Consider the following 21,354-nt stretch of genomic DNA (forward strand, 5'->3'; position numbering starts at 1 on the left):
CGGGATGGCAGATGTCAAGGCATCGGGCCGAATGAGCAGGGAACCGTTCCGGGTGCCGCCAACCGGTTCCGGTGAGTGGTTCCGGTGAGTTGACTGCCCGGTCGATTCGGTTAGAATCTAATAAATCCAGACTGGGAGGTTCTCCATGGCCGAGAATGACTGCACCAACCCCGAAGAACACTGCGAGTTGCACGCCTGTCAGCTGCAGTACAAGGAAATGAAGCCGGAAATAGCGAAAATGTTTGAAAATCCTCGGTTCTCCTGCACCAATTGTGGCGTCAAGGTCCACGATGAAGAGAACGTCTGCCGTCCGAAAGCGCTTTAGCACCAGCGCGACCTGGCCCAAGAAAGCCGCCGCGGATGACCCGGGAAAGGTCATCCGCGGCGGCTTTTTTGGGTTGAGTGGAGTTCAGGCCCGGATGAAACCGAGGAATTTGGCGGCAAGGATGAGGGTAATGCCGAAAATTTCGTGGGCGGCGGTCGGCCGCTGAAAGAAGAGCACATCCCAGTTGCAGGAGAGGGCCGGCTGCAACAGCAACACCAGGCTCGCCACCGTCGCCGGGGTTTCACGCATCGCCGATGAGATCAGCGACCAGCCGAGGGTGGTGCTGTCGGGGATTAAAGCGGAGTCATGGGGCCCCCGGGAATATCATTTGCCGGGAATGGTGATACACAGGCAGTCGGCTTCGGCGAAGACGGTCTCGCCATGGCAGATGCGGCCGCGCACCATCACCTTGCGGCCCGCTGCGGAGATCACGTCGCTTTCGATCGTCACCACCTGTTCCAGGGGGAGCAGGTTGCGGAAACTGACGTTGAGATTTCCCACCACCACCGGATGGCCTGCGGTCCAGGCCGCCAGACCGAGCACTTCATCGAGGACCGCAGCCATCGAGCCGCCGTGGGCGTGGCCGGGAGGCCCTTCGGTTTCCGGGCCGAACCAGCAGCGGGCCCGCAGCCGACCGGCGTCATCGCGGAAATAGCGAATCCGGTAGCGATTCCCTTCCGGTTCCCCGGAAACAAACCGCAGCGAAGCGCCAACCAGTGCCGGCGCATCGAAGGGGCGCCAGTCCTTTTCGCCAGCGAGATCGACGGCCGGCCGTGCCGCCTCCTTTTCCAGGCTCTTTGCTTCTTTTGTCACAGCTGCTCTCCTCTACCCCCACGGGGGCGGTTTTCGGAATCGTTACCGCAGACATCAGAATTCGATGTTCGGTCGCAATACCACAGTGAAAGACTGGTCTTCCGGCTCCCGGTAACGTTCGGCGTAGCGACTGGCACTCTGCCAGATACAGCCGATGTCGAGGCTCAGGGCAAGCCTGGCGCCACGCAGGGGGAATTTCTTGCCCACCACCACCTCCTGGCCGAGGAAACGTCCGTCGGCCAGGGAAAAATCGGTTTTCAGGTTGATCTCGCTGTTCTCAAGCCAGGAGAAGATTGCCCCCTGAAAATCGAGCAGGCTGCGGCGCAGGCCGATGTAGGCTATATCGGCAATCCCGGAGTTCTCGTGCAGCTTGGCGCCGAGACGAAAACTCCAGTGGTGGCTCAGGTCTTCGAATTTGCGATCCCCCTTCAGCTTCCACTCCGCTTCCAGCCAGCGATCGTCAATCATGACATTGTCCTTGATATGCTGGCTGCCGACACTGAAGAGGTAGCCCATATACCCCTTGTTGGTCTCCAGGCGGCTCTCCCCGCGCCGGACAAAGGTCGCGACATTGCCGAAGAAGAGGGTCGCCGCATAGGGCTCCTGAAAGCCGGCCGTTACCGATTCGACAAGATTGAAACCATCGAAATCGGTCTGATCGTAGAAGGAGCGCTGGTGCTTTTTCAGGTAGACGCCAAGGATCGGCATCGGGTTGAGACTCAGCTCGACCAGGGCGAAGCGCGGCGGCCAGGAGGTAAGGAGGAGGTGGCGGTAGATTGCCGCCTCCGACTGCTCGGCGAGGTCGGGAATCGGGGCCTGGGTCAGCGGCAAAAAGAGACCGACGTTGGAATAGTAGGCGTCGAGTTCCCAGACCACCTCGGCCCCTGGCGGCGGTCCTTCCGCGGCCCGAGCCGCGCCACCCCAGGCCAGGAGCAGCCCGGAGAGGCAAAGAGCAACCAAAGATCGGTGCTGCTGGAGAATCGATCGAATCAATGCAACCACTCCGTGCTCAGGTTCCTCTCGGATTGCTGCAAGGTAGCAGATTATGCCGCGGCTGTCATGCCCGGAAAGGGCGGCACGGGACGATGAAGCAGCGGCAGGAAAATGAGACACCGTCTCGCTGAGCCTAAATGGTAATATTTCCCATTTATTTTTTGACAGAGCCGCAACCCGGCTACTCTTCATTTCCGCGCGAATTCTGCTAAATATCCAATTTAGAACACTATTATTCGTTTTCCCCGGGCTTGACACGGTTTTCGATTGGTCATACCATTGATCAATATTTCGTCAGCCTTATGGATGAGGAGTCTTCATGGCAAGTCCTGGTTTCAATCTGCTGCAAAGCCTCTACTGTCTTTTCCGCCGCCAACTGTTGCGTCGTAATCATACCCTGGCGAACAACTGGGCCGGCCAGAGCCTGACCACGCCACCGGCCCTGAATGGCCCCACAGACAACAATGAGGCATCTTTTCACATCGAACTCTCCGGGCGCCACCGGCGCAAACTGCTGCGCGCCCTGCACCTGAGCGGAATTCGCCATTGACCGGCGATCCTGCCACCTGCTAACGCAAAAACGCCGGGCCCCGCAAGGGCCCGGCGTTTTTGCCTTCCCGGCAGCAATCGCTCAGAAGAAACCCTGGCGGCTGTAAAGACGCAGGTCCCGGCCACTGATGATTTCGGCATGCAGGCAGCCGATCCGCCGGCAGATGCCGATAATATTGGCATAATCGGCCTTTGGGGTGGTGAAAAGGGTGACCAGATCGGCGCCGCAGGGGCAGGCGTTATAGACCGGGAAAGGCTCCGCGCAGGTCGGGCAGCAGAGATCGACCACCTCCCCCTCGATCCGCTCGAAGTCGAAGAAGCTGCGGTTCTTGTCCCCGATGATCGGACTCAGCGACAGCAAACCCTGGCGATCACCGCCCGCCAAGCGGATGGTCAGCCCTGCCAGGCCGTCAAAGGTCGCCAGGTCGGTCAGCAGACTGTGGCCGTTATGACAATAGCATTCGCCCACCAGGCGATCGCGCACCTTTTCTTCGTCGGTGCTGACCCCCCGGGATTGCCCTTCGCGCCCCTTCCTGAACAGTCCCATCGCCCTCTCCTCCCGTTCTTATCCAGTCCGTTTCGACTAGAAGCCGCACCGCTGCGGCGCAGCCAGTATATGCCGGAACCTCACCCGCTTCCAAGTTGAAAGTAGTGCAGTGTTTGCCGGGGGGCTCCTTGCGGGCCGGCGAGAATGAGAGTGGTCCGCCCGGGCTCGCCCGCGGCACACTTGAACGAATTAATCGTCGCTGAAATCGATCGCCTGCATCGGGCAGGCGGCGATGCAGATGCCGTCAAAATCGCAGCGACTCTCGTCGATCACGGCGAGGCCGTCGATAATGGCGATGGCGCCTTCCGGGCAGGCCTTGACGCATTCGCCGGAAGCGCAACATTTTTTCGGGTCCACCAACAGTTTCATTACGCTAGGGTCCTTTCCCGGCGGCGGTCAGTTCCTGCCAGGCACGCCGGTACTCCTGAAGATCCTCGGGGCTGAAACAGACAAAGAAAACTCTTTTTATCACGTTCCCCTCGGCAAGGAAATCGCGATCTGTAGCCAGCGCGATCCGGCAGGCCTGCGGCAGGGGGAAGCGGTAGACGCCGGTGCTGATGGAGGGAAAGGCGATGCTGGCCAGCCCTTCCGCTGCCGCCAGTTCCAGGCTCCGCCGGTAGCAGCGGGCGAGGAGCTCACCCTCTCCCCGCTCCCCCCCCTGCCAGACCGGCCCGACCGTGTGAATCACCTTGCGCGCCGGCAACCGGTAACCATCGGTCATTTTCGCCTCCCCGGTCTGGCACCCCCCGAGAGTCCGGCACTCGACGAGAAGCTGCGGTCCGGCCGCCCGGTGAATGGCACCATCGACCCCGCCGCCCCCGAGCAGGGAGGAATTCGCAGCGTTGACGATGGCATCGACGGCGAGGCGGGTGATATCCCCCTGGATGATTTCAATCTGCGGCTGGTTCAGCGAAGACCGGGCAGGAGAGGATATCAACGTTACCCCCAGCGCCAGAGCGCAACCACCAGCAGGATGGCCAGCACCAGGCCGAGATTGAGATAGGCCATGGCAAAAAAGGACCGGCGCGGCCGCTGGTTCCCGCCCTCGGCCGCCACGACCAGGCGCCCGACCTCGGGGAGGCGCAGGATCCGATCCTCGCCATGGGGGGCCTGTTCCAGAGCCGCGGTCAGGTCAGCGCCGGCAGGATGACGCCCCATGTGCCGGCCGCCCTGCCAAAGCCGGCTTGCGCCGGCATCGTAGACGCGACCGCCATAGGCAAAGTAATTGGGATGGCCGTCGGCACCATCGCAGGTAGCCAACTGCTCCAGGCTGAATTCACCGCCGGCGCCCGGAGTTGCTTCCGTCCGCGCCCGTCGCAACCGCGGCCCGACGACAAAGACGGCGATCAGCGCGGTCACCACCATGACCAGGAAACAGCCGACCTTGACCAGCAGCAGCACCCCGAAGCGGGTCTCCAGCAACGCCGCCGGCGAGTCGAGCCGGTACCAGGTCAGGGCCAGGCCGCTAACCGCCATCACCGCCATCGAGACCAGGCCGACCCGCACCTCCCCTGGAGGGAGGCCGCTCGATGCGTAGCTCGGCTTGAGAATCAGGTGGACGTAGAGGATGGTGCCGAACCAGAAGACAGCGGTCACCAGGTGGAGATAGCCAACTGCCAGCCGCAGGAGTCGCGCCAGGGGGCCGGGGCCGACCACGCCTGCGGTCTGCCGCGCCTGCTGCCGGTAGTCGGCATAGCCCTGACCGGCGCCGGTCAGTTCGCCACCGCCGGCAGGATCGAGGTGGCAGACGGCGCATTCCTGGCCCGTTTCCCGGGCGAACTCCTCCGTTGCCAGCGCCGGACCGGGGGCGAGCAGAAGCAGGATAAAAAAGGGAAGCAGGATTCTCATAGCGCGTTTATAGCCGGGGGCGCAACGGGTGTCAACTCTCTGCGCGCTATTCCATGAGCAGGATCGCTTCGGCGACCTCCCTGAGGGTCTTGCGTTTATCCATGGCGATCTTCTGCATCTTGCGATAGGCCTCGGGCTCGGTCATCCCCCGGGAGATCAGGGCGCCCTTGGCCTTTTCAATCAGCTTGCGCGCTTCCAGGGTCTCCTTGAGGCTGGCGACCTCCTCGCGCAGATTGGAAAAGGTCACAAACTGGTGGATGGCCAGATCGACGGCGGGAAAGAGCTGCTCCTCCCGAAACGGTTTGACAACATAACTCATCACCCCGGCAAGGCGCGCCCGCTCTACCGTTTCGTGATCTGCAATGCCGGTCAAAAGGACGATCGGCGCCGGTGCCTCTATGCCTATTTTTTCGGCAGCTCTGATGCCATCGAGAACGGGCATCGTGACATCCATAACGATCAGCAACGGTTTGTGAGCGCGGGCAAGATCGACCGCCTGCTTGCCGTTCTCCGCTTCCAGAAATGACTCAAAGCCATATTTTTCAAGGGTCTCCGCGACCTGGCGGCGGATCAGGGGTTCATCGTCAACGACCAGCGCTCTCTTCATGCGGCACTCCTGTTCCCTAGGCAATGGCGCCCGCAAAGGCACCGATATCGTCTTCATTTTGCATAAGGGATGCCGCTTGGCGGCAATTGGCCCGGGAAAATTTTCAGCGCAGTGTTAAACTGGCTGTTACCAATAGCCGGCCGACCGCCTGCCCTCCCTCAACGGAGCCCGTGACCATGTCCGAGACGACTACGCCAGCAGTGAAAAGCTCACCCGCCCACCCGCTGGTTCTGGTGGTGGCAGCCGCCGGCGACCAGCGCCAGGCGATTCACAACGCCCTTGACGCCACAGGATTTGCCGTGTGCGAAGCAGCGAGCGGGGAAGAGGGGGTGGCAAGGGCAGCGGAACTGCACCCCGACCTGGTCCTGCTCGCCGCCGAGTTCCCCGAAAGCGACGGTACCGATCTCTGCCGGAAGTTACGCGAGGGGCTCACCAGCAGCCAGATCCCGATCCTTGTCATGACCAGCGGTGCCGATCCCCGGGCGATCGAGGGTGCACTCGGCGCCGGCGCCAGCGATTTTGTCACCACTCCCCTCGACACCGCCCTGCTCGCCCCCCGCCTGCGCAACCTGTTGCGGACCAGCGGCAATCTCGCCCGCTTGCGCGAGAGCGAGTCACAGCTCAACCATGCCCAGCGCCTTGCCCGCCTCGGCAGTTGGGAATGGAGTGCAACCGCCGAGGGACTCGAGCTCAGCCTCGAAGGAGCGCGGCTCCTTGACCTTGGCAAACAGCAGATCCCGGTGGAGGCGCTGCTGGCTCAGGTGGATCCGGCGGATCGTCCCCGGGTTGAAAAAGCTTTTGACCAGGCCCGGCAGGAAGGAAAACCTTTTGCCCTTGATTACCGGGTGCAGCTTGCCAACGGTACACTGCGCTACCTCCACACCCAGGGAGTAGTCGGCGAGGTCGGGAACGGCGGTCAGTTTGCCCTCAGCGGCACCATCCAGGACATCAGCGAACGGCGGCGGGCCGAAGAAAAAATCCACTACCTCGCCCACTACGACCCCCTCACCGGACTCCCCAACCGCCTCCTTTTCAACGAGCAGCTCGTCTACATCCTCTCCTATGCCCGGCGGAAACGGCATCAGCTGGCGCTCCTCTTCCTCGACCTCGACCGCTTCAAGACCATCAACGAGTCCCTCGGTCATCGCGCGGGCGATGAACTGCTGCGCCAGGTCGCCGAACGGCTCAAGGAAGCAACCCGCAAAACCGACTTCGTCGCCCGCCAGGCCCGGGACGAATTCCCCCAGGCCATCGCCCGCCTCGGCGGCGACGAATTCAGTATCTGGCTCCCCGACATCCACCATGTTCAGGATGTGATGAAGGTCCTGCGCCGGGTGCATCAGGTCCTTGCCCGTCCCTTTTCCCTCGAAGGACAGGAAGTCTTCATCTCTTCCAGCATTGGTATCGCCCTCTATCCCAACGACGGCAACGATGTGGAGAGCCTGTTGAAAAATGCCGACACTGCCATGCGCCACGCCAAGCAGGAAGGACGCGACACCTACCGTTTCTACTCCGGAGCGATGAATTCGGCGGCCCGGCGCCTGTTGACGATGGAAAACAGCCTGCATCGCGCCCTCGAACGCAATGAACTGCTCCTCTATTACCAACCGCAACTCGACCTGGCAAGCGGGACCATTTGTGGTGCCGAGACCTTGATGCGCTGGCACCAGCAGGGGAAGGACCTGATCATGCCCGGCGAGTTCATCCCCCTCGCCGAAGAGAGCGGCCTCATCGTCCAACTCGGCGAATGGGCCCTGCACGCCGCATGTAACCAAGCGCAGTGCTGGCAGGACGAGGGATTGCCGCAACTGCAGATAGCGGTCAACCTTTCGAGCCGCCAGTTCTGGAAAGAGCACTTGGCGACCAGTGTCGCCCGGGTCCTCGCCGAAACCGGGCTCGATCCACGTTGGCTGCACCTGGAGCTGACCGAGAACATCCTGATGCAGAACCGGGTCGGCACCCTCGCCACCCTCAACTTTCTGCAGGAGCTCGGCGTCGGCATCGCCCTTGACGACTTCGGCACCGGCCTTTTTTCGCTGAGTCATCTCAAGCAGTTCCCCCTCAACGACCTGAAGATCGACCGGTCCTTCATCCGCGACCTGCACCTGCTCAAAGAATCTGGCTTGATCGTGAAAGCGATCATAAACATGGGGCACAGCCTCGGTTTCCGAGTGGTTGCCGAAGGGGTCGAACACCAGGAGCAGCTTGCCATCCTGCGCCAGGAAGGATGTGACTGCGCGCAGGGGTTCCTGATCGGCAAACCGATGCCGGCGGAGGAATTCGCCCGATTCCTGCGCAGCTGGCGCCCGGACGCCCTCCCAGCCCCGCTCCGCCCGGCGGACAAAGCGAAAGCATCGACCAGCGCCAGCTGATTCCGGGCAGGAGCTCCCATGCATCGCCTTAAAATTACCCACCTTACCGAATACCGCTACGCCAGCCCGGCCACCCTGCAGCCCCACACCCTGCTGCTGCGGCCACGCGAGGGCCCGGAAGTCCACATCGAAACCTCCCTGCTCACCATTGCTCCCGCTCACACCGTCAAGTGGCACCGGGATGCGCTCGACAATGCGGCGGCGGTCGTCCGGTTTCTCGAGCCGGCGCAAGCGCTGACCATCACCAGCGAGGTGATCATCCAGCATTACGGCGAAACCCCCCTCGATTTCCTGGTCGCTGACTACGCCGTCAACTACCCCTTCCATTACGTCCCCCAGGACCGCGCCGACCTTCTGCCCTTCCTGCAACCGGCCTATCCAGGGGACGAGCAGGCCTTGCGCAACTGGGTCATGCAGCTCGACTTCGCGCCAGCCATGGAGAGCTACGCCCTCCTTGACCGCCTCAACCGGAGCATCGCCGGCCGCTTCAGCTACACGGTCCGCAACGAGCCCGGCGTCCAGTCGCCGGCGCAAACCCTCGCCCTCGGCCGGGGCTCCTGCCGGGATTTTGCCGCGCTTTTCGTCGAGACCTGTCGTTCTCTGGGACTGGCCAGTCGTTTTGTCAGCGGCTATGCCCACCTCCCCGCCAGCGAGCAGTGGTCCACCACCACCCACGCCTGGGCCGAGGTCTACCTCCCCGGCCCGGGCTGGAAGGGGTTCGACCCGACCAGCGGCGAGGTGACAGGGCGCCGCCATATCCCGGTCGCAGTGGCGCGGCACCCGGAAAGCGTTCCTCCGGTCTCCGGGAGCTTCATCGGTCCGAACGGTCCGCCGCCAACCCTGGTGGTCGATGTCCGCGTCGTGGCGCTGCCGGCCTGAAGCGGTCCGGACCCGGCGACCAACCCGGATTTTTCAATTTCCGGCTCCGGAAACGCTGCTCCGTCCCCAGATCACCGAATTCTTTGGTACGCTTTCCCTGGCGCCGCCCGTTCCGGAAGCGCCGGTTCGGATGCGGGCGCGACGCCAGGCGGTCTGAACCGGCACCGGAGTTCACCCACGCAACGTTTCAGAACAGAACAAAGGTGTTTTACATGGACGGACTGAAAAACCATTTTGAAGCTATCGTCATCGGCAGCGGCCCCGGCGGCGAGGGGGCCTCGATTGCCCTGGCCAAGGCTGGCAAGTCGGTGGCCGTGGTCGAGAAGTACCCCCTGGTCGGCGGCGGCTGTACCCACTGGGGGACGATCCCGAGTAAAACGCTCATCCATGTGATCCGCAAGTATGCCGAGGAGAAGAACAGTCCCTTTTTTGACCGCGCCCATCACCCGGCCCGGGTCTCCGCCGGCGATCTCCTCGCCGCGGTGCAGCGCGTCGTCGATCAGCAGGTCCGGGACCGCGAGGGATTCTACGAGCGCAATGCCGTCGAGGTGATCGAAGGGGAGGCCCGCTTCGTCGACCCTCATACCGTTCTGGTCCTGGATGAGGCCGGCAACGCCCGTCAGCTCAGCGCGGACCATTTCGTCATCGCTACCGGCTCCCACCCCTACCGGCCGGACGATGTCGACTTTTCCACCCCGCGCCTGGTCGACAGCGACACGATCCTGCAATTGCGCGAGCTGCCAGCCACCCTGACCGTCTACGGCGCCGGAGTGATCGGCTGCGAGTACGCCTCGGCCTTTCGCGACCTCGGCGTCAAGGTCAACCTGGTCAACACCCGGCAGCGCCTGCTCGAATTCCTCGACGAAGAGATCAGCAATGCCCTCAGCTATCACATGCGCGACGAGCAGGGGATCCTGATCCGGCAGAGCGAGGAATATGAACGGGTCGAGGTGACCGCAAGCGGCGTGGTGCTGCACCTGAAGACCGGCAAGGTCATCAAGTCGGACATGCTCCTCTGGGCCAACGGCCGCACCGGCAACTCCTCCGGCCTCGGCCTTGCGGCGATCGGCCTGCGCGCCGACCACCGCGGCCACCTCGCCGTCAACGAGGTCTACCAGACCAGCCACCCCCATATCTACGCGGTCGGCGACATCGTCGGCTTTCCCAACCTGGCGAGCGCCGCCTACGACCAGGGGCGCTTCGCCGGCACCCATATCGCCACCGGTCACTGCGACGCCCGCCTGGTCCGGGATATCCCGACCGGCATCTATTCCACCCCGGAGATCAGTTCCCTCGGCCGCACCGAGCAGGATCTGACGGCGGAGAAGATCCCCTACGAGGTGGGTCACTCCTTCTTCAAGCACCTCGCCCGCGGCCAGATCACCTCGCACAAGGCCGGCATGCTCAAGCTCCTCTTCCATCGCGAGACCCTGGAGATCCTCGGTATCCACTGTTTTGGCCACAATGCCGCCGAAATCCTCCATATCGGCCAGGCGATCATGGCCCAGCCGGCCCCCTACAACTCGGTCAAGTACTTCATCAACACTACCTTCAACTACCCGACCATGGCCGAGGCCTACCGGGTCGCAGCGCTGAATGGCTGCAACCGCCTCTAACCGGAGGCCGTCGCCAGCCCCCCCCAAACCTGCAGACAAGGAGAACACCATGCATCTCGGCTTCATTGGACTAGGCCACCTCGGCAAAGCGATCGCCGGCCGCCTCCTCGATTGCGGCCATTCCCTGACCGTCTGGAACCGCACCCCGGGCAAGGAGGCCGGCCTCTCCGTCGAGGTGGCGTCTTCACCGGCGGCCGTCGCCGCCAACGCCGACGTCATCCTCCTCTGCATGTTCGACAGCGCGGCGGTCAACGCCGTCCTCCGCCAGGAACAGGGGCTCCTCGCGGCCAAACTCGCCGGGAAGATCGTTGTCGACCTCTCCACCAACCATTTTCGCGAGGTGCTCCCTTTTTACGCCGCCTGTGACGAGGCGGGGGCCAGCTACCTCGAGTCACCGGTCCTCGGCAGTGTCGTTCCCGCCGCCCAGGGGGCGCTGACGGTGGTGACCAGCGGCGACCAAGGCGCCTACGAAAAGGTGCGGCCGCTGCTGGAGAATATCGGCAAGCACCTCTTCCACTTCGCGGAGCCGGCCCTGGCGACCAAGATGAAACTGATCAACAACCTGACCCTCGGTTCCTTCATGGCGACGATTGCCGAAGCCCTCGCCCTCGGTGAGGATATCGGCATCGCCCGGGAAGAGATCCTGGAGATTCTCGCCGTCGGCGGCGGCAATTCGCTGGTCCTCAATGCCAAGCGCGCCAAGCTGCTGGCGCAGGACTTTTCGACCCACTTCTCCAATGCCCTGATCTACAAGGACCTCCATTGCCTGCAGGACCTCGCCTACGCGCAGAAGAAGACCCTCTTTACCGGGGCGGTGGTCAAGGAGCTCTATGCCCGCACCTTCGAAGCAGGGATCGACCAGGAGGATTTTTCGGCGATTTACAAACTGTTCCGGAAGGGGTGAGTCGGGGTGGCAGCCAGTGCCGGAAAACGGATGGGTGAACCTGATTATTTTGCCGGGCCGATCTCTATCGATCGGCCCGGCGTTTTGCTGCCGTGCCGCCTTTAGTCCCAGTGCTTGATCGCGCCCGATTCGAGGGCGGCGCGTTCGACGGCGGCGGTGACCGCCTTGTGGACCTCGGGGTTGAGCAGGGAAGGAACGAGCTCGTTCTCCTCGGCATGCTTGGCGATGCTCTGGGCGGCGGCGATCTTCATCTTGTTGTTGATGCGGGTCGCGCGCACGTTGAGAGCGCCGCGGAAGAGGCCGGGAAAGGCGAGGGCGTTGTTGACGCTCTTGCCATCGGCGGCGAAGGAAGCCCCCGCCTGGAGGGCGAGATCGGGGGTAATCTCCGGATTCGGGTTGGAAAGGGCGAGGATCACCGACCCCGGGCGCACCATCTCCGGTTTGATCAGCCCCGGGCAGCCGGTGGTGGCGATAACGACGTGGGCCGTCTTCATCACGTCGTCGAGGCTGCCGGCCCGCCCCCCGGCGGCAGCAAGTCGGTCGCAGGCGGCCGCTTCCAGGTCGGTGCCGACCACCTCCTTGACGCCGTAGGCGAGGAGCAGCTTGCTGATCCCCATCCCCGCCGCCCCGAGGCCGATGATGCCGACCGTCGATTTTTTCAGCATCAGCCCGGAGAAGCGGGTGGCGTTGAAAAGGGCGGCGAGGACCACCACGGCTGTCCCGTGCTGGTCGTCGTGCATCACCGGGATGTCGAGCTCGGCGTCGAGGGTATCCTCGATCTCGAAACACTCCGGCGCCTTGATATCCTCGAGCTTGATGGCGCCGAAGGTCGGCGCGATGTTGCGCACCGTCTCGATGATCACCTTCGGATCGCGGTTCTGGATCAGGATCGGCACCCCGCTGACGCCGACCAGGTGATCGAAGAGGACCGCCTTCCCCTCCATCACCGGCATCCCGGCGACGGCCCCGATGTCGCCGAGGCCGAGGATCGCGGTGCCGTTGGTGACGATGGCGACCTGGTTCGGGATCGAGGTATAGCGGTAAGCGAGCTCCGGCGCGCGGAAGATATCCCTGCAGATGGCGGCCACCCCCGGCGTGTAGATCTGGCGGACATCGGTGATGGTCTCGATTCGCACCCGGCTTTTGGTAGCGATCTTGCCCCCTTCGTGGACCTGGTGGACGAGGTCGATCACATCCTCGACGATGATCCCCTGCAGATTGCCGATGGCGTCGACCACCTCTTCGAACTGCTGGTCGGAGTCGACATAGATGACGATCTCCCGCGTGTTGTGCGTGCGCCCGACCCGCACCAGGTGGATATCCCCGATACTGGCGTTGTGCCGGGCGATGGCAGCGGCGACGCTCGCCAGGTGCCCCGGCTTGTCGCAGAGCATCAGGCGCAGACACTTGGCAATCTTTCCCGCACCCCGTTCGATTTCCATAACCCTCCCAAAAACTCCCCGCCTGGCGGGAAAAAGTAAAAAGTTCTCACCATTATAGTGACTTACGCTCTGTGCGCAACGGCAAATAGCAGACAACCCACTATTTACCACTTATCTCCGGGATTTTTGGGCATCGCGACGGCGGGCGAGCGCTGACGGCATCGGAAAATGACCCCGTCGCCGAGCTTTTTGCACTCGATTCGCCGGAATCAGGTGCGGATCGCCGCAGAGCCGCTACAATTTCTGCCAGGCCCTTGACTCAACCGCCTTCCATGGTTCAATGGACAAAATTTGTCATCTTTTGCAAAGCATCGACGCACGCAGTGATTCATCATTCACACCGGGGAGGAAGAGCGATCATGAACGACCGTCCACAAAGCCCGCCTTCAGATCTGCCCGGCGGCCTGCAGATCCGGGACAATCTTGCCCAGCAGTACGCCGATATCTACACGCCCGAAGTCCTGGCCGCCCTCGCCTTCATGGCCCCCTTCAACGCCGAGCAGAAACGGCTGATGGCGGAACGGACCGCGCGCCGCAACGGCCGGATCCGCAACCGGCTGAAGATCGGCTTTCTCGACCCGGAAGGGGTGATCCCGGGAACTGGCATCGCTGTCCAGGACGCCCGCGACGGCAAGTTCGTCGGCGCGGTGATTCCCCATGACCTGCAGCGCCAGTGGCTGCAGGGGACCGGCCCGGCGGCCAAGCCCGGGGCATCGACCGCTTCGAGCCTGCGTAACGTCGCCTATGCGCTCCTCTCCGGGGCCGACGGCTGGATGTTCGACGGCGAAGACGCCCTCGGCCAGATCACCACCATGTCCCTCGACAACCAGCGCAGCCTCAAGCTCGCCATCGCCCGCGACCCCCTCTTTCTTGAGATCGCCGAACAGGTAGCGGTGGAGATGAACACCTGGGCGCGGGACTTTTTCGGCCACGATATCATCAGCGACTGGCGCCGCCAGCTCGATTTCACCACCAAGATCTTCCGCGCCCGCGGCCTCCACCTCGATGACCGCCACATTCGCCTCGCCGGGGCATCCTTCTCGGCCTCGATCACCGACATGACCCTCTACATCGTCAACAACTACCGGGCCCTGCTCGCCGACAATTCGAGCCTCGTCCTCTATCTCCCCAAAATCCAGACCGCCGAAGAGGCCGGCTTCTGGAACCGGCTGCTGACCAACCTGGAAGGACATCTCGGCCTCAGTGCCGGGACGATCAAGGTCTACGTCCTGGTCGAGCAGCTGGAGGCGACCTTCCAGCTGATGGAAATCCGCGCCGCCCTCGGCAAGCACTTCGTCGGCTTCAACACCGGCCGCTGGGATTACATCAACAGCGTCTCCGAGGCGAACTGCTGGGACCCGGAGTTCATCAACCCGAACATCGAGTCGATCGTCATGACCTACGGCTACATGCGCAACTACGAGGACCGGGTCCGGCGCGCCGTCAACACCCCCGACGCCAACGGCAACTTCGCCCTCTGGCAGGGGGGGATGGAGCCGAACATCCCGGTCGGCTCCAGCGCGGGGGTCGCGAGCAGCATGAAGAAGGCCAGGGCCGGCGCGGTGCGCGAGCAGCAGGAAGGAGCGAGCGGCAAGTGGATCGCCCACTGGAAGATGGCCCACATCATCCGCCCGGTCTGGGAGGAGGTCGGCGAAGCGAACCAGCTCGGCCGCAAGTTTCCGCCGCTGACCTACACCGCCGCAGATGCCGCCGGCCTGACCCTGCTCGAACCAGCGCCGCGCACCGTGCGTGGCGCGCGCAACCTGCTGAGCGTGGCATTGCAGTACGGCAACGCCTTCGGCCAGGGGATGCAGGCGGCGGCGCTGAAGCCGGCCGACTACTTCGGCAACGACGACATCCTCTACCTGATGGAGGACATGGCGACCGGGGAGATCCGGCTCAGCATCCTCTGGGAGTGGATCCACAAGGGGGCGGCGCTGACCGAGGACGACCCGGAGACCGGTCTGCAAGCGGGGGATGTATTCAGCGTGGCGATCTTCAACCGCCTCCTCGAAGAGGAATACGCCAAGCTGCTGGCGGCGAGCAACCGCGACGTCCACGACAACTCGAAGGGGACGACGCTCCCAATCGCCCGGGCGATTGTCGAGGCCTACGTGCTCGATCCGGTCAAGGTCCCCTGGTACATCGACCTGCTCAACCTCAACCTCAACAACCATGATCTGGCCATCGCCCGGGAGCGCATCGGCCAATACCTGGAGGCCTTCAAGCAGGACGGCCGGCGCATCACCGAAAACCTCGACTTTCAACCGGCCTGTGGCCGCTAGGGGGTGGAGACGACCATGAGCAGATTCCAGGAAGACCTGCAGGCGATGCAGGAGTGGTTCAGCCAGCCGCGTTTTGCCGACATCATCCGCCTCTACTCGCCGGCCCAGGTGGTCGAACAGCGCGGCACCATCCGCACCGAATACCCGATCGCCCGCGATGCCGCCGCCGCCTTTCATGCGCGCCTGCGCGAGCTCTTCGCCGCCGGACGCTCGATCACCACCTTCGGCCCCTACTCTCCCGGCCAGGCGGTCACCATCAAGCGGGTCGGCATCGAGGGGATCTATCTCGGCGGCTGGGCGACCTCGGCCAAGGGTTCGGCCAGTGAAGACCCCGGCCCCGATCTCGCCAGCTACCCCTTGAGCCAGGTCCCCGACGAGGCGGCGCCGCTGGTGCGGGCGCTTCTCGCCGCCGACCGCAACCAGTATTTCCTGCGCCTGCAGATGACCGAGGAGCAGCGGGCCGAAACCCCGGAGATCGACTACCGCCCCTTCATCATCGCCGATGCCGACACCGGCCACGGCGGCGACGCCCACGTGCGCAACCTGATCCGGCGCTTTGTCGAGGTCGGCGTTCCCGGCTATCACATCGAGGACCAGAAGCCGGGGGTGAAGAAGTGCGGCCACCAGGCCGGCAAGGTGCTGGTCCCGGTCGACGAGCAGATCAAGCGGCTCAACGCCGCCCGCCTGCAGCTCGACATCATGCAGGTGGCGGGGATCATCGTCGCGCGCACCGACGCCGAGGCGGCGACCTATCTCGACGGCCGCGGCGATGAGCGGGACCAGCGTTTCATCCTCGGCGCCACGGCGACCGGTATTCCCAACTACAAGACCGCCTTTCTGGCAATCATGCGCCGCTTCTTCAGCCAGGGGGTCACGGAGATCAACGGCCATTTGATGTATCGCATCTCCGAGCAGGCCTATGCCGAAGCCGAGGAGTGGCTTGAGCGGGTCGGCCTGGTCCGGGAGATCGCCGCGGCGATCAAGGAGCTGCCGGCCAAGCGCAGCACCGCTCAGGTCAACAAGGCGCTCGACCGGGCGGCGACCCGCCTGCTCGACCTCTGGCAGATGGAGGCGAGCCTGAAGACCTACGGTCAGGCCGTCGCCGATGTCATGACCTTCCACCTCGACGAGGGGGCCGAACTGCCGATGAGCGTCGAGCAGTGGCACGCCTTCGTCGAAACCGCTTCCTTCGTCGAGGCACGGGAAAAGGCCCGCGCCATGGGATTCAATATCGTCTGGAACTGCGACATCGCCCGCACCCCGGAAGGGTACTACCAGATCCAGGGGGGGATTGACTACGCCATCGCCAAGTCGCTGGCAGTGGCCCCCTTCGCCGATATCCTCTGGATGGAGACCAAGACCGCCGACCTCCACGACGCACGCATCTTCGCCGAAGCGATCCACGCCGTCTATCCCGACAAGATGCTCGCCTACAACCTCTCCCCCTCCTTTAACTGGGATACCACCGGCATGAGCGAGGAGGAGATGCGCCGGTTCCCCGAGGAACTCGGCAAGCTCGGCTTCGTCTTCAACTTCATCACCTACGGCGGCCACCAGGTCGACGGCCTGGCGGCGGAGGAGTTCGCCACCGCCCTCAAGGACGACGGCATGCTCGCCCTCGCCCGCCTGCAGCGTAAGCTGCGCCTCCTCGACTCCCCCTACCGAACCCCGCAGACCCACGTCGGCGGCCCCCGTTCCGATGCCGGCCTGCTCGCCGCCAGCGGCGGCACCGCCACCACCAAGGCGATGGGGAAGGGCTCGACCCAGTTCCAGCACCTGGTCGAGACCGAGGTGCCGCCGAAGCGGCTCGAGGACTGGCTCAAGCTCTGGGGCAAGCACTACCAGCTGACCGCGAAACTTCGCGTCACCCTGCGGCCGCACATCGCCGGCTCCGAACTGCTCGAACTGACGGTGGTCGACCGCCAGGAGACCAGGCTGGCCAATATCATCTTCGCGGTGCTGCAGGACCGGCGCGACCGCAACATGCTGTCGATCCGGGACCAGAACACCTTCAGCGAGGATTTCCGCCAGAAGCGCCTGATGACCCTGGTGACCCTCTTTCTGATCCACCGCTACAAGGCGGTCACCGTGCACTATGTCACGCCGACCGAGGACAATCTTCACCAGGCCGAAGGGATGCGCGATCTCGGCCTTTACAGCAGCATCCAGACCGAGATCGGGCAGATCATCGTCGCCCAGGTCGCTGCCGAAAAGGTGAAGGAGCTGGTCAAGCCGGAGAGCCCGGCCCTGCAGAAACTGATCACCAAGTCCTGATCCCGGCAGCGCCGCCGGGGGAGTGATCTATCGACCGACGCCAGCGCCGAGCCGGGCGGACGGTTTTGGCCGCCAACTTTTTTTGCGGGTCCTGCGAATGAACTCCGAACTCTTTTACAGCCTGACCTGCAATGCCGCGCTCCTCCTCTCCCTCGGCCTGATCTACGACCTGTTCCAGCAGGATCAGCGCCGTGCGGCGACCTCTTTCAAGCAGCTTGGCTTCGGAATTCTCATCGGACTGGTCGCCCTGGTCCTCATGGCGACGCCGGCCCGCTGGGTCGGCGACATCATCTTCGACACCCGCACCATCCTCCTCAGCCTGACCGGCCTCTTCTTCGGACCGCTGCCGACCCTCGCCGCCATGGCCATTGCCGCCGCCTACCGCATCAGTCTCGGCGGCAGCGGCATGCTCATGGGGGTTGCCACCATCCTGGTCGCCGGCGGACTCGGCCTCGCCTGGCGCCATTGGCGCTGGCGGCAGAAGCAGGAGCCCACGGTCGGGGACCTCTACCTGTTCGGCATGGTCGTCCACCTCGGCATGATCGCCTGCATGCCGCTGCTGCCGCCGAACCTGCGCGGAACGACCTTCCGCACCCTAACGCTCCCCATCCTTATCCTCTACCCGGTCGCCACCGCCCTGCTCGGCCACCTCCTCGCCAGCCGGCAGCGCCGCCAGCGCATCGAAGCCGAACTGCACCGGAGCGAGGGGCTGCATCGCTCCATCCTGCAGACCGCCATGGACGGGATCTGGCGGGTCGACCGCCAGGGGCGGCTGATCGAGGTCAATGACGCCTATTGCCGGATGAGCGGCTACCGCAAGGAGGAGTTGCTGACCCTGACGGTTCCCGACCTCGATGCGAACCAGAACGCCACCGAGGTCGCCGCCCATATCGATCAGGCGATGACGGAGGAGAAAATACGCTTCGAGTCCCGCCACCGCCGCAAGGACGGCACCCTCTTCGATGTCGAAGTCAGCGTCCAGTCCCTGGCCTTCGCCGGCGGCCAGTGCGTCGCCTTTCTCCGTGACATCACCGCGCGCAAGCAGGCGGAAGAGGAGCTCCGGCTGAGCCGGCAGCAGTATCGCGACCTGGTCGAAGGGACGCCCGATCTCATTACCCGGGTCGACACCGCGGGGCGCTTCATCTTCGTCAACCATGCCGCCGAAAGCATTTTCGGGCCCGCCCCGGCCGAGTGCCTCGGCCGGAGCTCCTTCGAATTCATTCATCCCGCCGACCGGGCGGCAACCGAAGCGGCCTTTGCGGCCTGGCTCGGCAGCGGCGAAGATCTCTTCATCTGTGAGAACCGGCAGGTCGGCCGGGACGGCCGCGAACACCACATGACCTGGTCTATCCGGGCCGAGCGCGGCCGGCGGGGGAAGATCACCGGGTTTGCCGGCACCGGCCGCGACATCACGGCGATGAAGCATGCCGAGACGGAGCGCAGCCGGCTCGAAAACCAGCTGCAGCAGGCGCAGCGCCGCGAGAGCCTCGGCGTCCTGGCCGGTGGGATCGCCCACGATTTCAACAACATCCTGATGGCCATTCTCGGCAATGCCGATCTCGCCCTGACGCGCCTCTCCCCCGAATCCCCAGCCCTCGACAACTTGCGACAGATCGAAACCGCCGCCCGCCGCGCCGCCGACCTCGCCGGGCAGATGCTCGCCTACTCGGGCCGGGGCCGGTTTGTCATCGAACCGATTGGCCTGAACCGGTTGATCGAAGAGATGACCCATATCCTCCGGGTCAGCATCTCCAAAAAGGCCGTCCTGCGCTTTGTCGGCAGCCCGGAGCTCCCCAGCGTCGAGGGGGACGCCACCCAGCTGCGCCAGATCGTCATGAACCTGGTGATCAACGCCTCGGAGGCGATCGGCGATCGCAGCGGGGTGATCTCCGTCTCCACCGGGCTGCAAACCTGCGACCACGCCTACCTGCGCGGTGCAACCCTGGGGGAGGAGCTCCCCGCGGGGGACTACGCCTGCATCGAGGTGGCCGACACCGGCTGCGGGATGGACGCCCATACCCTGGCGCACCTCTTCGAGCCCTTCTTCAGTACCAAGTTCACCGGGCGCGGCCTCGGCATGGCGGCGACCCTGGGGATCGTGCGCGGCCACAAGGGGGCGATCCAGGTTTACAGCGAGGTCGGCAAGGGGACGACCTTCAAGGTGCTGCTGCCGGCCACCTCCCGGGCGGCGGCGCCCGCAGCCAGCCCGGAAGACCAGGCGCCCTGGCACGGTGAAGGGACAATCCTGCTCGTCGATGACGAGGAGGTGATCCGGACCGTCGGCCGGGAGATGCTGGAAGAGCTCGGCTACCAGGTGCTGGTTGCCGAGGACGGCCGTGAAGCCCTGACCCTGTTCCGGGAACGGCAGAGGGAGATCCAATGCGTCCTGATGGATCTGACCATGCCCCACATGGACGGCGAACAGGCCTTTCGCGAGCTGCGCCAGATCGATCCCGGCGTGCGAGTCATCATCACCAGCGGCTACAGCGAACAGGAGGTCAGCCAGAAATTTCTCGGCAAGGGGCTGGCGGGCTTTCTGCAGAAACCGTTTCGGATTTCCACCCTGCGCGATACGCTGCGCAGGCTTGAAACGCCGGTCTCTCACGACCAGACTGCCGGCGCGGCGCGGGACGAGTAGCCCGCAGCTGATCGCCAACTCTTCCATGAACCTTCCCGGAGAGACCCATGCTCGGGTTCGTCCTGGTTTTTCTCACCATCTACACCGGCATGCACCTGCTCGTCTTCTGGGGGATCCACCCGCTGCTCGCCGGCCACCCGCTGCTGCCGACCCTCAACTGGATCTGGATGGGGCTGATGATCCTGGCGCCGCTGCTGGTGCGGCTCCTCGAACGGGGCGGGCAGGAGCTGGCGGCGCGGGGGCTGGCCTGGGTCGGCTACAGCTGGATGGGCTTTCTTTTCATTGCCTTCAGCCTCTGCGTACTGCTCGCCGGCTGGGAGCTCTTCTGCTGGCTGCTCGGCCGGGCCTGGCCGCTGGTGGCGCAACTCTCCCTCCACGGCGGCCTGAGTGCCGGGCTGATCGTCGCTACCACCCTGGCGGCCGGCCTCTATGGCCTCTACGAGGCGGCCCATCTGCGGGTCGAGCGGGTCACCCTGACCAGCGCCAAACTGCCGGCGGGAAGCCAAGGGATTCGCATCGTCCAGCTCTCGGATCTGCACCTCGGGCTGATTCACCGCGAAGAGACCCTGGCGCCGATCATCGCCCAATTACAGCAGCTGCGGCCCGATCTGCTGGTTGCCAGCGGCGATGTCGTCGACGCCCAGATCAATCACCTCGAGGAGTTGACTGCGCTCTGGCAGCAGGTGAATCCGCCGCTGGGGAAGTTCGCCGTCACCGGCAACCACGAGGTCTATGCCGGAATGGAACAGGCCCTCGAATTCCTCGCCGCCAGCGGCTTCCAGGTGTTGCGTAACACTACGGCAGCGGTGACCGAATACCTGACCTTGGTCGGAGTCGATGACCCGGCGGCCGGCCCGCCCGCGGCGGAAGCCTCCCTGCTGGCGCAGCTGCCGGGCACCCGCTTCATTATTCTGCTCAAGCACCGCCCCGCCCTCGACCCGGCGGCGCGGGGGCGCTTCGACCTGCAGCTCTCCGGCCACGCCCACCGCGGCCAGATCTTTCCCTTCAACTACCTCACCGGCCTCGAGTATCCGCTGCAGGACGGCCTCTATCCACTGGCGGAAGGCGGGCACCTCTACACCAGCCGCGGCACCGGCACCTGGGGGCCGCCGATGCGCATCCTCTCGCCTCCCGAGCTGACGGTTTTCGATATCGTACCGGAGCCAACCGGAACAACCGATCCGGCAAAGTGATAAACTGACAGCGGGAGATACATTACCCGACTCCCCACGTCCCGGATCCTTGGCCCACCGCCAGGGGAT

19 protein-coding genes are annotated in these 21,354 nt (G+C 64.2%); 10 read left to right on the forward strand and 9 right to left on the reverse strand.

Annotation, left to right across the window (positions count from 1 at the left end; translation table 11 throughout):
* The first annotated feature begins 145 nt into the window (after window positions 1-145).
* On the forward strand, window positions 146-325 hold the full coding sequence (locus DBW_RS16085; protein WP_066728900.1) for a hypothetical protein: 180 nt from the start codon (window positions 146-148) through the stop codon (window positions 323-325).
* Window positions 326-409: 84 nt separating this feature from the next.
* Here the strand turns inward: DBW_RS16085 and DBW_RS18265 are convergent, their stop codons facing one another.
* The 3 genes from DBW_RS18265 to DBW_RS16095 are packed head-to-tail and all read right to left on the reverse strand — an operon-like array spanning window position 410 to window position 2,131.
* Window positions 410-619, reverse strand: a complete 210-nt coding sequence (locus tag DBW_RS18265; RefSeq protein WP_257722371.1) for an EamA family transporter — start codon at window positions 617-619, stop codon at window positions 410-412.
* Between the two features lie 30 nt (window positions 620-649).
* Window positions 650-1,138 (reverse strand): PaaI family thioesterase, encoded by a 489-nt coding sequence (locus DBW_RS16090; protein WP_066728901.1) that lies wholly within the window; start codon window positions 1,136-1,138, stop codon window positions 650-652.
* Window positions 1,139-1,192: 54 nt separating this feature from the next.
* Entirely contained in the window at window positions 1,193-2,131 is a 939-nt protein-coding gene (locus DBW_RS16095) for a hypothetical protein (protein ID WP_066728902.1), read from the reverse strand.
* Between the two features lie 319 nt (window positions 2,132-2,450).
* Between DBW_RS16095 and DBW_RS16100 the strand changes: the two genes are divergently transcribed.
* Window positions 2,451-2,681: a hypothetical protein gene (locus DBW_RS16100; protein ID WP_066728903.1), complete on the forward strand. Its 231-nt coding sequence runs from the start codon at window positions 2,451-2,453 to the stop codon at window positions 2,679-2,681.
* 81 nt (window positions 2,682-2,762) lie between these two features.
* On the opposite strand, the gene DBW_RS16105 is transcribed toward DBW_RS16100, so the two are convergent.
* The 5 genes from DBW_RS16105 to DBW_RS16125 form a co-directional block, all read right to left on the reverse strand.
* Complete coding sequence (locus DBW_RS16105) at window positions 2,763-3,227, reverse strand: hypothetical protein (protein WP_066728904.1); 465 nt, start codon at window positions 3,225-3,227, stop codon at window positions 2,763-2,765.
* 189 nt (window positions 3,228-3,416) lie between these two features.
* The gene (locus DBW_RS16110) at window positions 3,417-3,596 is read right to left on the reverse strand and encodes a 4Fe-4S binding protein (RefSeq protein ID WP_066728906.1); all 180 of its coding nucleotides are present in this window, start codon (window positions 3,594-3,596) and stop codon (window positions 3,417-3,419) included.
* A 4-nt stretch (window positions 3,597-3,600) separates the two neighbouring features.
* Window positions 3,601-4,137, reverse strand: coding sequence for an O-acetyl-ADP-ribose deacetylase (locus DBW_RS16115; RefSeq protein ID WP_066729882.1), 537 nt, complete (start codon window positions 4,135-4,137; stop codon window positions 3,601-3,603).
* Window positions 4,138-4,166: 29 nt separating this feature from the next.
* Window positions 4,167-5,075, reverse strand: a complete 909-nt coding sequence (locus DBW_RS16120; RefSeq protein ID WP_066728908.1) for a CopD family protein — start codon at window positions 5,073-5,075, stop codon at window positions 4,167-4,169.
* 46 nt (window positions 5,076-5,121) lie between these two features.
* Window positions 5,122-5,682 carry an ANTAR domain-containing response regulator gene (locus tag DBW_RS16125; protein WP_066728911.1) on the reverse strand — a complete coding sequence of 187 codons (561 nt, stop codon included), beginning with the start codon at window positions 5,680-5,682 and terminating at the stop codon, window positions 5,122-5,124.
* Window positions 5,683-5,858: 176 nt separating this feature from the next.
* Between DBW_RS16125 and DBW_RS16130 the strand changes: the two genes are divergently transcribed.
* The 4 genes from DBW_RS16130 (at window position 5,859) to DBW_RS16145 (ending at window position 11,453) form a co-directional block, all read left to right on the forward strand.
* Entirely contained in the window at window positions 5,859-8,054 is a 2,196-nt protein-coding gene (locus tag DBW_RS16130; protein ID WP_197463667.1) for a putative bifunctional diguanylate cyclase/phosphodiesterase, read from the forward strand.
* 18 nt (window positions 8,055-8,072) lie between these two features.
* Window positions 8,073-8,933 carry a transglutaminase family protein gene (locus tag DBW_RS16135; protein WP_066728916.1) on the forward strand — a complete coding sequence of 287 codons (861 nt, stop codon included), beginning with the start codon at window positions 8,073-8,075 and terminating at the stop codon, window positions 8,931-8,933.
* 212 nt (window positions 8,934-9,145) lie between these two features.
* Window positions 9,146-10,549, forward strand: a complete 1,404-nt coding sequence (sthA, locus tag DBW_RS16140; protein ID WP_066728919.1) for a Si-specific NAD(P)(+) transhydrogenase — start codon at window positions 9,146-9,148, stop codon at window positions 10,547-10,549.
* A 49-nt stretch (window positions 10,550-10,598) separates the two neighbouring features.
* Window positions 10,599-11,453 (forward strand): NAD(P)-dependent oxidoreductase, encoded by an 855-nt coding sequence (locus DBW_RS16145; RefSeq protein ID WP_066728921.1) that lies wholly within the window; start codon window positions 10,599-10,601, stop codon window positions 11,451-11,453.
* A gap of 101 nt (window positions 11,454-11,554) precedes the next feature.
* Here DBW_RS16145 and DBW_RS16150 read toward each other — a convergent pair whose 3' ends face one another.
* Complete coding sequence (locus DBW_RS16150; protein ID WP_442856868.1) at window positions 11,555-12,847, reverse strand: NAD-dependent malic enzyme; 1,293 nt, start codon at window positions 12,845-12,847, stop codon at window positions 11,555-11,557.
* A gap of 407 nt (window positions 12,848-13,254) precedes the next feature.
* Between DBW_RS16150 and DBW_RS16155 the strand changes: the two genes are divergently transcribed.
* From DBW_RS16155 to DBW_RS16170, 4 genes are all read left to right on the forward strand, one after another.
* Entirely contained in the window at window positions 13,255-15,180 is a 1,926-nt protein-coding gene (locus DBW_RS16155; RefSeq protein ID WP_066728925.1) for a malate synthase, read from the forward strand.
* A 15-nt stretch (window positions 15,181-15,195) separates the two neighbouring features.
* A complete protein-coding gene (gene aceA / locus DBW_RS16160) occupies window positions 15,196-17,454 on the forward strand; it encodes an isocitrate lyase ICL2 (RefSeq protein ID WP_066728928.1) in 2,259 nt (752 codons plus the stop codon).
* A gap of 97 nt (window positions 17,455-17,551) precedes the next feature.
* Window positions 17,552-20,092 (forward strand): PAS domain S-box protein, encoded by a 2,541-nt coding sequence (locus tag DBW_RS16165; protein ID WP_066728931.1) that lies wholly within the window; start codon window positions 17,552-17,554, stop codon window positions 20,090-20,092.
* Window positions 20,093-20,139: 47 nt separating this feature from the next.
* Window positions 20,140-21,285: a metallophosphoesterase gene (locus tag DBW_RS16170; RefSeq protein WP_066728932.1), complete on the forward strand. Its 1,146-nt coding sequence runs from the start codon at window positions 20,140-20,142 to the stop codon at window positions 21,283-21,285.
* Window positions 21,286-21,354: the final 69 nt, after the last annotated feature.

The sequence above is a fragment of the Desulfuromonas sp. DDH964 genome (assembly GCF_001611275.1).
Lineage (GTDB): Bacteria > Desulfobacterota > Desulfuromonadia > Desulfuromonadales > DDH964 > DDH964.